6 protein-coding genes are annotated in these 13,372 nt (G+C 31.8%); all 6 read right to left on the bottom strand.

Annotated elements, in window-relative coordinates; all coding sequences use genetic code 11:
- Positions 1 to 238: 238 nt before the first annotated feature.
- Positions 239 to 1,495: an OmpA family protein gene (locus U9R42_06420; GenBank protein MEA3495654.1), complete on the bottom strand. Its 1,257-nt coding sequence runs from the start codon at positions 1,493 to 1,495 to the stop codon at positions 239 to 241.
- 11 nt (positions 1,496 to 1,506) lie between these two features.
- A complete protein-coding gene (locus U9R42_06425) occupies positions 1,507 to 2,478 on the bottom strand; it encodes a PorP/SprF family type IX secretion system membrane protein (GenBank protein MEA3495655.1) in 972 nt (323 codons plus the stop codon).
- Positions 2,479 to 2,520: 42 nt separating this feature from the next.
- Positions 2,521 to 5,340, bottom strand: a complete 2,820-nt coding sequence (locus tag U9R42_06430; GenBank protein ID MEA3495656.1) for an HYR domain-containing protein — start codon at positions 5,338 to 5,340, stop codon at positions 2,521 to 2,523.
- Between the two features lie 891 nt (positions 5,341 to 6,231).
- Positions 6,232 to 6,792, bottom strand: a complete 561-nt coding sequence (locus U9R42_06435; protein MEA3495657.1) for a helix-turn-helix domain-containing protein — start codon at positions 6,790 to 6,792, stop codon at positions 6,232 to 6,234.
- Positions 6,793 to 6,802: 10 nt separating this feature from the next.
- Positions 6,803 to 7,144 carry a type II toxin-antitoxin system HigB family toxin gene (locus U9R42_06440; GenBank protein ID MEA3495658.1) on the bottom strand — a complete coding sequence of 114 codons (342 nt, stop codon included), beginning with the start codon at positions 7,142 to 7,144 and terminating at the stop codon, positions 6,803 to 6,805.
- A 1,089-nt stretch (positions 7,145 to 8,233) separates the two neighbouring features.
- Positions 8,234 to 12,928 (bottom strand): T9SS type A sorting domain-containing protein, encoded by a 4,695-nt coding sequence (locus U9R42_06445; protein MEA3495659.1) that lies wholly within the window; start codon positions 12,926 to 12,928, stop codon positions 8,234 to 8,236.
- Positions 12,929 to 13,372: the final 444 nt, after the last annotated feature.

Below are 13,372 nucleotides of genomic sequence, written 5' to 3' on the forward strand. Positions count from 1 at the left end.
TTTATCCATACGGACAGGTTTTGGTGATTTGTTTATTTGGTGATTTGTTTATTTGTTTCAATAGTCATTTAGTGGTCATTTGCTTCGCTGTCATTTAATTGTCATTAAGTTGTTTATCCATACGGACTCATACGAGCTAACTTCGTGTCGCAAGTTTTGGTTATTCGGAATTTGACTGCCGACTGAGGACTGAAGACTGCCGACTGTTTTTGACTGCCTACTGAGAACTAGGAATAACTCAATCTTCCCAACCAAACTTAATATCCACTCTTCTTTTTAGTTTTTTATCCTGCTCAGTTTCATTCAATTTCTGTGCTTCTATTTCACCGTAGTGTTTTACTTTAATTCTGCTTTCGTCAATTCCCATTATCACAAAATATGTCAATACTGATTCAGCTCTTAAGCCTGATAATTTTTCATTTGTTTTATTATCCCCAATATCACAAGTATAACCTGAAACTATTACGTTTAAATCATAATCATCTTCAAGAAGTTTTACAATATCACTCAGCACATCTTTTTGTTCAGGATAAAGTAAATAGTCATTTAATTTAAAATAAACCTTTTGTGCTTTTGGCAAGTCTTTAAGCCTTTCCCCTGGCTTTAGCCTTACTACTTCTGCAATAAAAATATTACTTAATTCGCTATTTCTGTTACTTGAAAAATAAGCAGTATTTCCATGAACAGAAAAATATGCATCAAAATCACGTGAGTTTATTGGCTTACCTAAATTTTTTGGATATGACCAACTTGTCCATGAATCATTAAGCCTTGTTGACATATAAACATCCGCACTACCGTACCCTCCTTTCCCTGCACTTGAATAATAAAGTGTTTTTCCATCTTTGTCTAAAAACGGAGAGATTTCATAACCATAGGAATTTATTTGACTTCCAAGATTTATTGGCTTACACCATTTCCCATCTTTCTTTAAACTCACAAAAATATCTTCTTTACCACGTGAATCATTGTTGAAAGCAGAAATTAATAATGTATCACCTTCGGGATTCATCCAAAAACCAAAATTATTACCTTCAATATTTAGTCCCGGAATTTTAATTTCTTCAGGTTCACTCCATCCCGATTCTTGATTTGTGGTAAATGAAATACCTGCTTTCATGTGTTTTTCTGTTTTGTAAACATTCAATAAATACAATCTTGTTCCATCAGAGCTAATGCCTACAATTGCATTGTTTGCTTTGTTATTTAATTTGGGGAAACTATTATTAGCTGTACTATATTTTTGTCCATTGATATCGCTGACCCAAATATCCTGACCGCCCTTGATACTCCCAATATTTTCTCGTGATAAAGCTCTGGTAAAATACAATTTTGTACCATCAGAAGAAATCAATGGATAAGCTTCTTCTGCTTCAGAATTAACAGAAGGTCCCAATTTTACAGCTTCCTTATATTTTATTTGAATTACTTGACTTTTTGAAATCGGAGAACAAAAAAAAGATAAAAACAAAAAAATTATTACAATTCTATTCATATTATTTTTTATTAAAAAATATAACCTAAGAGAAATTCATGACTACCTGAATTATAATTTTGAATTCCGGTGGTGCTGTAATCAAAAGAATAACCAAATTTAAGATCCTTATATTTCATTCCTAAAATTACAACAGCAGCAGCATTATACCTGTACGATAAGCCGCCCCAATATTTATCCTGATAATAAGCAGTGAAATTTACATCATAAGAAATTGGTACATCTTTTACATATCTAACTATTGCAGCTGGTACCAATACTAAATTTTCATTAAATTCATAATTATATCCAACTTGTAAAAAATGATGCATAAACATTTGGAAATTAGAAGGATTGCCACCCATTGAAAAATTATCCCCAAGCAATTGCATTGATGAATAACCGACAAAATATTTTTCGGTAGTAAGCCAAACTCCAAAATTCATATCAAGGAAAATAGTTGATGCATTATAATTTAAAAAATCATTGTAAGCAATATCATTATCAGGTTCAAGTACTGTAACTTTACTTTGGTCAAAAACGAGATTAATGAAGCCTGTTGAAAATCCTATTGATAGGTTTTTTGTGTTATCACTAAAAGGAAAACTAAAAGCATAAGTAATATCACCTGATGTTTTGGAAACAAAACCATTGACATCATTTATTATATTTCCTGCCAAAGTATGCTTGAATTTACTACGCTTCTGAGGTTGAAATTTTTCATAAATTTTTGGATTGCTAATTCTTAATGAATGAGGCATATATGATTTTTGAGGCTTTTTACCAATATCATATTCTCCGCTAAAGTAAAAAGAAAGCGGACCATCACCAAAACCCATCCATTGCTTACGATAACCCAAAAACATTTGATTGCCATCTAAACCCGCAGCAGCAGGATTTAGCATATAAGGATTATGCATGTATTGATTAAATTGTCCCAACTGTTGAGACATCAGGCAATGCCCGTTTGCTAATATTAAAAGTAAAATTACAAATTTTTTCATGCCGTATTATTTATATAAAATACATTATTCAAAAGTTTCTTTTTATCTGATTATTGTTACAGTTCCTTTTAATGGTTCTGTTCCGTCATTTTTGTTAATAATATAATAATATGAATTTATAGGTAAATCTTTAGCTTTAAATGTACCATCCCATTTTTCTAAATATCCTTTGGAACTAAATACTTTTGTTCCCCATCTGTCATAAATTTCTACATCAGAATCAGGATATTTTTTAATTCCTTTTATGTCCCAATAATCATTTTCACCATCATTATTTGGAGTAAATCCTGTGGGAATTATAAACTCATAAATTACTTTAACATTAATTGTATCGTTTGTACTACAAGCATGATCCGAAAGTACATAAAAATAATAAGTTATACTTTCTTCAGCACTTGAAACAGGATTTCTGATATAAGCATCAGTCAACCAAGTTGAAGGAGTCCACTCGTAAGTTTCTCCATTTGTAACAATTGGTTCCAAATGCAAAGAATCTCCAAAATAAATTGTTGTGTCATTTACCAAATCAATAGTTGGAGTTGGGTAAACAATAATATCAAACTCACATGAATCAACATTGCCTGTAGAATCAGTTACTATAAAAAGTTCTTTTGTTGTTCCAATAGGAAATTTAGAACCACTACTCATTCCCGCTTTAATTTCCATTATTGAATTTGAACAATTATCAGTAAAAACAGGAGTGTTAAAAAGTACAATTTGCTCACAGCTTTCAATATTATTTATACAATTAATCTTAGGCTTTTCATTATCATTTACTGTGATTGTAAATGAGCAAGTATCTTTATTTCCTGAATTATCTTCAACAAAATATTTTTCCATAGTTTTTCCAACAGGAAAAAAGGAGCCTGAACCAAGTCCTTCGATTTGTGTTACAATTGCACCCGGACAATTATCATTAACCACAGGGACAGAATAAGTTACAACGGCACCACAATCTCCTTTATCGTTATTTTTATTAATATCATTTGAACAACTTAGTGTTGGCTTTATATTATCGTTAACAGTAACATCAAAGCTACAAGAGTCTTTGTTACCATAAGAATCTGTTACAAGATAAGTAACTCTTGTGGTTCCGGGAGGGAAAATTGCTCCACTTTCCAAGCCTGAAATACGTGTGGTTACTGCTCCCGAACAATTATCAACACCAATAGGTTCCGAATAATTTACAATAACTCCACAACTATCACTGTCATTGTTTTCCATGATAATATTTCCGGGGCAACTAATTGTTGGACGAATGGTATCAGTAACTTTAACAGTAAAGAAGCAACTATCAAAATTACCTGCATTATCAAATGCTTTATAAATAACAAAGGTAGTTCCTGCACTAAAAGAATCTCCGGGATTATGAGTAGTAATTATTGTATCAATATTACAATTGTCTGTTGCAGTAGGTGGGGTCCATGTTGCTTTGTTTTTGCAAGAGCCACTTGTACTTGACAGAGTTATATTTGAAGGACAAGTACTTAAAACAGGTTTTATTACGTCAACTAAATTAATAAAAACAGTATCATATCCTGGGCATCCTGCAGGACTTATTACCTCAGCTACAATCGTATCATGCCTTCCGCTTAAGAATGAATAATTATGATTGTCTGCTAATTTCAAAACACTTCCGTTAAACCAATTTGTTGAATCACCAACACTTCCTGCTGAATAGTTAAATTGTTCACCCATGCAAGTATCAACGTCTTTCCCTAGATAAATATAAGGAAAATATAAATTTACCTGACTTTCAAAAGCTCCAATGTCATTAACTCCAAAAAAAGGACGAGCTAAACCTCTTTGGTCTTCATCAATAGAACTGCCTGGATTACCGGAATCAAGAGCAGGGCTTCCACATAAAATTTTGTGAAGCGGAATTACTAATCCTTTGAATGTTAAATCTCCGAGTAAGGGTTCAACAATGCTATTTGAATTACCCAAAATATCTCCTGTAACTCCTAATATTCCAGAGCTATCACTATTACCAATTAAATTGTATCCTAATGACACAACAAAACATCTTGAGGAAAGGTCTCTAAAAATATCATCACCATAATTACCGCAAACATTTTCAGCAACGATTGAACTATTGAGAATAATTTGTGAAGTATCTGAATAAACGACAAAGGTATTTGCTATTCCTCCACCTTCTTTTAATGCTTCATTTTTTGTTATTGTGCAAAATATTAAATCAACTATGGGAATTTGTGTTGAATTTCTTGACATATTATAAATGCCACCACCTCTCAATTTTGCTTTATTTGAAGAAATTGTAGAGTTAAGTATAAAAATCGTATCGCTAACATTTACAATAGCTCCACCGTTATTATCGGCATAATTAAATGCAAAAGTAGATTTATCAATTGTTATTTTTCCTTTGTTATAAATTCCTCCACCCGAATAACTTGCTTTGTTATAAGCAAAATAACATTCATATATTTCAAGAATCCCCCAGTTGTAAATCGCAGCCCCTTTTCCTGCTTCTGTCATTGTGGTAGTTTTTCCACATTGCAAAGTCAGCTTTTTAATTATTACGGTTATACCCGTATCAATTTTTAATATTCTGGAATTATAGCCACCACTAATTATTAATTTATCAGCACCAAGTCCTGTGATTGTCAGATTTTTATTAATAAATATCTCCCCTGTTGTTAAAACAATACTATCTCCCGACAAACTTGAATTAAAAAGAATTACATCCCCGGGATTTGCCGTAGCAACAGCATTACGCAAAGAACCGTTTCCTGCGTCATTAGTATTGCTTACAATAATATTTGAACCGAGAATGCTGGTGGTAGAGATAAATAAAAAAGCTACAATTAAAAGCGTCAACCTGCTTAAATACATTTTTTGCATAACAGAATTTTTAAAAACAGACACGCATATATTTTTAACCAAAAAAACAACTTTTTTGCTTGTTAAAAACCTCAATAATTTATTTAGTTGTAAAAAAACACTATACGCACCTCTGATTATTTTCCCAAATATATGAAAAAATATAAAACAGTATGAATAAAAGTTAATAACATTTTTTTTAATGTCATAATTTGAGATTTTAAAGCTCCAACATAACGTCATTACGAAGGATGGCAATCTGATGAAAGATTTGTTTATTTGGTGATTTGTTGATTTGTTTAAACGCAGAGTCGCAGAAACGCAGAGAAAAAAGTAATCAAAAAAGAAAAAGTCAATATAACGATAAGATGATGATGAGATAACTAAAAAAAGTCAACCCTATTCAGGTAAGCACAGACTGTTGACTGAGAACTGCTGACTGTTTTTGACTGCGGACTGCTTACTGCCGACTGAGGACTGCTGACTTCTTGATTTGAAAGCTCCAAGATACCGTCATTGCGAAGGAAGTATGACTGAAGCAATCTGATGAATAAGAGTAGGATGTTTTTTTTACTACCTTTGCTAAAAAGCCTGAGATTGTCGCGGTCGTATCTCCCTCACAATGACGACTTTATGGGTTGTTGTTGTGAGAATTGTTTATTTGTTTATTTGGTGATTTGTTTATTTGGTGATTTGTTTATTTGTTTATTCGATACACTAACTCTAAGTACTTTAGGCACTTTAAGTACTTCTTTTTGTTTATCTGTTTATCCGTAACACATAACCTTTTAGTTTTTAGTTTTTAGCTTTTAGTTTTAAGTACTTCTTTTTGTTTATTCGGAATTTGACTGAAGACTGCGAACTGCTGACTGTTTTTAACTGCGGACTGAAACAATCTGATGAAAGAATTGTTTATTCGCTCATTATCAAATCTCTCTTTCTAAGTTTTAACTTTGGTTTATTCAATTTAGAGATTGATTTTCTCACTTTTTCACTTGTTTCTTTTTGAAGATATGTTGGAATCAATTTAGATAACTCAATTATTAATATTCGATGAATAATTATCAAATCTTTTAGAGAAAATTGAGATATACCGTTTATTAATTCCGACATATAAGATTTTTTATGCCCAAGCAAAACCCCCAAATCTTGTTGAGTCATATCATAGCTTTTTAATCTTTTTCTGATAGTTACTTTACGGTATGCAATAAATTTTCTTTCCATTTCAACTAATAATTCTGCATTATCAGCTTCTTCCACTTGTTTATCAGTAATTGATTCACTATTTGACCAATTCTCATCTTCATAAGCTTTAATCAAATCGAAAACTTTTGTTTGCATTGCTTTTAGTGATGAATCCTCTTTTACCATTAACCGTAATTTTCTATCAAGCAATAAAGCTTTTTGCAAATCATATTCATTTTCTAAGTTTTGAACTTTTACTATTTCTCTTATGTTTATTAAATCTTTCATTTTTGTTTTATTAAATCCAATCATTATCCTTTAGCCACTTTTTAATCGTATTTCTATTGTTTTTGAAAGTTTTATTATAATCTTGATGTGAGCCAACCCAAACAATTCTTGACCGTTTATCTTCATCAAATTCAATTAAAACCATAGTCCGATGAACATTCAAATTGAAAAAATAAAATCCTTTACCATGAATGCAATCAGCATCAGACCTCGTTTGTTTTAATTCTAATTGAGAATTCCATTCATTTTGCTCAATATCTAAAATTAGCTTATCAATTGATTTTGCCAATTTCACATTACCTCTATTTTTTCTTTTGAGCCTTTCGAGTAGCCCCTTATTAATCAAATTCACAATCTAAATTTTGAGCAAAGATATAAAAGTTCCAATTATTCTTGAACTTTTTATATTTTTATTTTACAACATACTTATCTCAATTCTGAGCCTACTTTTTGTCTATTATACCTTACATTATGTATTTATTCTTAGTGCAAATTGTACCTTGGTGTCTTTGTGGCAAGATATTGATAATTAGTGTCTCTTAGAAAACTATCTATTTTTATAAAATGAATTATTTTTGATGAGATTTTTACTTTTTGGAAATGAGCTGATGCCTTTGCATCAGGGATTTGAGAAAAATAAAAATATCGCAAAAAGAAACATTTTTAATTTTGGAGAGTTTACTAAGAGGCACTAATTAGCCACGAAGGCTCTAAGACACGAAGAATCACAAAGTATGAAACAATTCATTATGGAATTATTATGCGAAACCTGAGTTAACGAAAAATTGTGTGGTAATACCGAAATAACTTTCAACACCGATTTTCACAGCAAACTTTTCAGCCATAATTAAATCCTAATTTTAGTATTTTCATTATTTTGAAAATTTATTCAAAAATTGTTTATACCTCATAATATCAGGAATATATCCTTATGTGTTATTTTTCTTTCTTAATAACATTGCTCTTCATTCACTCTAAATATTTAATTGTGTCGTATTTATTAATAATGAATATTGACCACGTTCGCTGTAGCTTTAGCGGTTGCGAAACAAGGAATAAAGAATTTTGAAGTGAAAAGACGATGCTGAGCAACTTTTGTGGTCAGCAAATTTCATTATTCATAATTCCTTGTTCAATATTCGATATTTTCGCGACAATATATATGCTGAGCGGTCATAAACTGCGTTTTGCGATATTGTGTAAACGAATAATAATCAACATGTTAAACATAGTGCCAAAGTTCAAATTATGACCAGCCGAACTATAGTTTTCCTTAAGTCAGGTGTTCTGAATTTAGGAATAAATTATGCTTTGTTAAAAACTGTGAAAATCGGTGTTCAATGACTTCTTACTTCAGGGCTGAGGCAAAAAGTCATTGAAAAGCATTTTTTTAACCTCCCTATAGAAATACCAATTAGCGTATTCGCTACATAAAAACGTTCTATTCAAGCACAAACTTCTTCAACACTACAGAATTATCTGATGAAATTTTTATGAAATAAATACCTTTTGCTAATTTAGAAACATCAATTTCTTTAATATTTTTTTCGTTGTATGCTTCAAAATCTTCTTCAAGAATATTTTTTCCTTGTGGATTTATTAGTTGCAAATGAATTCTTGTCTGTTGTTTGCTAATGCTAACAAAAATATTTTCTTTTGCAGGATTAGGATATATTTTTACTTCCAAATTTTCAATTGATTCATCAATACCTGAACAATCTTCAAAAGTAATAAAAATTGTATCGTAGCCTGTACACCCAAGTTTATTTACTTTTACCCAAACTTCTTTTACACCATATCCTATTCCACTTGAATCGACTGTTAGAGTTTGTTTTTTGCTGTTGTCATTCCATAAATAATCACTAAATCCTGAACCTGCATCAAGTTGTATTGTTGACTTGCCGCAAATGGCTGTGTCTTTACCAAGGTCAGGGTTCGGAGTTGGATTTACAGTAGTGTGTTGTGTGTCAATATCTGAGCATCCGTTTGTTGCGGTAAATTCGTAAGTTATCGTATTTTTCCCAATTGTAGCTTGCTTTGGATAAAAAGCATTTCCTGTAATTCCATTTCCTGAAAATGTACCGTTTAATGGATTTCCTGTTAAAGTTGCAGGACTTTCAGTTGAGCAATACATTGTGTCTAATCCTGAAAACGAAACCGATGGTATGCTTTTAATTACAATTATTGCTGAATCAATATTTGTACAATTTGTTGTTGAGCTTGTATATTCGTAATAAATTGTATGATTTCCTGCACCGGCTTTTGAGGGGTTAAATGAGTTTGTTGCTAATTCAAATCCTGCACTTTGGCTTGACCATGATCCACCGCTAGGAATAACATAGCTATTAAGTAAAATCTTACTTCCATTTTCACATTTGTCGGGAATTGTAGAAATATTAATATTTGGAAGTTCTTTGACAGTAACTGTTACGCTGTCAATATCATAACAACCTCCTATGCCAACAGTTACCACATAAGTTGTAGTTTGTGAGGGGCTTACATTTAATACGGGACCACCGCTTCCGACATTCCATGAGTATAATGTACCACCTGTGGCAATTAAAGTAATTGATTCTCCTTTACAAATTGAAGTGTCTTTTCCTGCGTTGGCAGTAGGACCTCCCGTAATAAATATTTTAATATCATCATTTGCAGTACAACTTGTTTGATTATCTGTAACAAGCAAATTATATATTGTTGTCATTCCCGGCTTCGCATAAGGATTTGAGATATTCGGATTGCTTAAATCTGTAATGGGATTCCATTGATATGAATAATTAGCAGTTGCTGATGTTCCAATTCTTCCGCTGTCTCCACAATTTAGAATAGTATCATTTCCAGCAAAAGCTGTTGGAGGATTATTTACTGTAACATGAACGTAAGCAGTATCGGAGCATCCGTAGTTGTTTGAAACAATAACATTGTAAGTTCTTGAAGAATTTGGTGAAACGATAATTGATGCTGATTTTTCTGTTGTATTCCACAAATATTCTCCTCCTCCGCTTGCTGTAAGTGTTGCACTATCACCAAGACAAATATCCTGATCTGTTCCTGCATTAGCGGTTGGAGTAGGATGTACTGTAATTATTATTGAATCTGTTGTGCTACAATTATTTGTATTTGTAACAGTTGCCAAATAAGTTCCTTGTTGGGTTACTGTTAAACTTTGGTTTGTTGAAATTGTATTTGAAGAAGTTGAAAGTTTCCAATCATAAGAATATCCACTTCCTTGTCCTGCATCTAATGTAACAGAATTTCCATCACAAAAAGCAGTATCGTTTCCAAGATTTACAACTGGTGAAGCTTTTACAAAAATCGTAACCGTATCAATATCCGAACAGCCGTGAGAGTTGTAAACCGTTACAAAATAATTTGCTGTTGAATTTGGTGAAACATTTATAGATGCTGATGTTTGCATTGTACTCCAAATGAATGAATTTCCGCCACTTGCTGTTAATGTTGCCGTGCTACCATTACAAATAGTGTCATTTATTCCTGCATTAGCTATTGGGAGTGGATTAACGGTAATAGTAATTGTATCGGAATTAAAAAAAGTTGAATTGTCATAAACTTCTACAAAATATGTTCCTGCTACACTTGTTGTATATGTTGGATTTGTAGAAAGTATTATTGAAGAACTTGTACTTTTCCATTTGTAAATGTAAGAAGTATCTGATCCCGGGTCAAGAGTTACTGAATCTCCTTGGCAAATGCTTGTGTCAGGTCCAAGTCCGAATGTGCTGTTTATAACTATTGAATCTAAATCAAAATAAAAGTCTCCTGAACTTGGGCGACTAAGTAAAAATCCAAATATAATACTTGAGCCAGCGTATGATGACAAAGAAATATTTAGAGTTTGCATTGAGCCACTGGCAGTATGATTTGAATTATCAATTGTGTAAAGCGTATCAAATGTAAGTCCGCAATCATCAGAAATTACTACATTAAAATTGTCATCATTGCTTAAAGTAGTAGAATTATAGGGTGATGAATAATCAACAATTCTGTAGTTAAATGAAATATATGACGTACTGTTTAAAGTACCTACTTTGTTGTTGTAAAATGCATAAGCAGTTGTAGATGAAGACCATAAATTATCATAAAGTACGTTTGAATAGTTTCCGTGTCCACTTCCCACTGTCATGTCTGTAGTCCAATTTTGTGTAGGATTTGTTCCTTCAAAATCTTCAACATAAGGTAAAGGTTGAGGTATTGAGGTACTTATAACTTTTGTTGTTGTATCATTAGTGTTTTGAGCATCTGAACTCAATGTTGTGTATGATGTAATTGTATAATTCCCTGTTGCGGTTGTGTTTATAGTGCCAAGGTATAGTGTATCCGAAGAATTGGAGGTTAAAGTATCTGTGTAAGTTCCTGTTAGTGTAGAGGTTCCTGTTGGTTTAATAATGCTTGCTGTTACAGGAATACTTGTTTGAAATGAAGTACCATAATTTGAAATAATAACACTAAGTGAGTCTGATGTTTTTCCACAAAGTGAACTATTTGGTTCTATAATACTGCTTATTCCAACATCGTTTGCAACAGGTTGATATAGCTGAATATTGTCAACAAATACATTATCACCATATCCGCCTGTACCGTTTGCATCATTATATTTACATGAAGCTTCTATTGTTATGGTAAATTGAGTTCCTGTATAAGAAGAAAGATTAAATATTTTTGTTGTAAACGGATCAGAATACTGTGATGTTGGGTTGAAGTTTGTATCAGCGTTATTATCTGCAATTTGAATTGTATCATTTATCAAAACTCTTAACCAACTGTAAGTTGCATCGTAGCTATAGATTTGTTTTATGTCAAAACGTAAAACAAGAGATGATAAACTTGTAGCATTGACATTACAAGTTACTGCTTGTGCAATATGGTCGGGATATGAATTCCATGCATGGTAAGCAGTAACAGGCCATGAGCCATATCCCGTAGCTGAATTTCCTTCAAAATGTAATGAATGTGTATTATTTACACCTGTAGAATTCTCAATGTAAATATCTGATTCATCATTACTTATAAGCCTGAAATAATTTGTATTTCCACTATTGAAATTTTCTGTAAAAGGGAAAGAACTTATTGAACCTATTGAAATTATTTGAGTTCTAAAAGTATCATTTGTTGCATTTGAATCATTAGGCAAAGATGCAATTGCAATTATTTTATAAGTTCCTGCACTTGATAAATCAGCAGTTTGTGTAAAGATAAAATCATGAGTGCTATCGGGTGCAATACTCGTTGTGAAATTTTGTGAAACATAAGTTGAACCGTTATTAATGGAATATTTTAAGGTATATGAATTTTGAGTTTGAGTACCAAAGTTTTTTACTTTCAACTTTAGTTGCTCACTACTTGTAAGTCCACAACCTGATGCATCGGGATTTAAAATAGCTGTAACGCCAAGGTCTTTTGTGAATGTTTGGTAATAAAAAACATAAGTTAAACCGGAGCTGAGATTGGCGTTACTTGAAATAATATTGTTTGCAACAGTTGAACTTGTTGTATGGGTTGTACCGGGAGTAACACTAATGAAATGATTTGTAGCACCTATCTCGTCATTTATTCCTATTGAAGCAGATTCTCCAGTCCATGTATCCATACTTCCATAAACGAATTTTATTGAATCCCCTGCTTCATAAAGTTTGATTTGAAAATTCATATCAACTTGTGCCGATAAGTGTTTTATGTCTTTAAATTCTACAGTTAAAATACGTGAACCTGCACTACCGCTTAGGCTATATCCAACTTGTCCGTTAACATTAGTTTTTAAATCATCCCAAAGTGCTCCAAGAACTGTGGTTTTTGTTGTTGAAGCAAGATCGTTTGAATATGAAGTAGAAAATGAGTTTGTGTCAAATTTAATAAATCCATTTGCATTAGCAATAAATTTAGAGTAAGTAACATTGTTGTAAGTAAAATTAAATCCAATATTAGTTACAGAAGACCAAGTATCATCCTGATTACCACCAATAAGTTGGGTGGGATTTGATAGTGTGTCGTAAGTATTATTTTGAACAATAAAATTATAATCACCAACTTGTGAATAAGTGCTTGAAATTATAAAAATTGAGATTAAAGAAATTAATAATGTTTTGAAAAACATGGAGTAATGAAATTGTTTTTTCATGATAAATATCTTAAAAGTTAATAATCTGTAATTTGTTAAGATGCAAAAATAATAAAAATTGTTTATCTGTTTATTTGTTTATTTGTTTATTTGTTTCAATTGTCATTTAGTGGTCATTTGCTTCGCTGTCATTTAATTGTCATTAAGTTGTTTATTTGTTTATACATGCGGACTCATACGAGCTAACTTCGTGTCGCAAGTTTTGTTTATTTGGTGATTTGTTTATATTTTCTCGCAAAGACGCCCCGATACAGTCATTCTTCCTTATGGGGCAAGCAAAGAACGCAAAGAAGAATTGTTTATTTGTTTATTTGTTTATTTGTTTCAATTGTCATTTAGTGGTCATTTGCTTCGCTGTCATTTAATTGTCATTAAGTTGTTTATTTGTTTGAGGATGCAAGATACTGTTGACTCCTTTATAAAAAAACTCCACCATACCGTCAT

Source organism: Bacteroidota bacterium, from assembly GCA_034723125.1.
Lineage (GTDB): Bacteria > Bacteroidota > Bacteroidia > CAILMK01 > JAAYUY01 > JAYEOP01.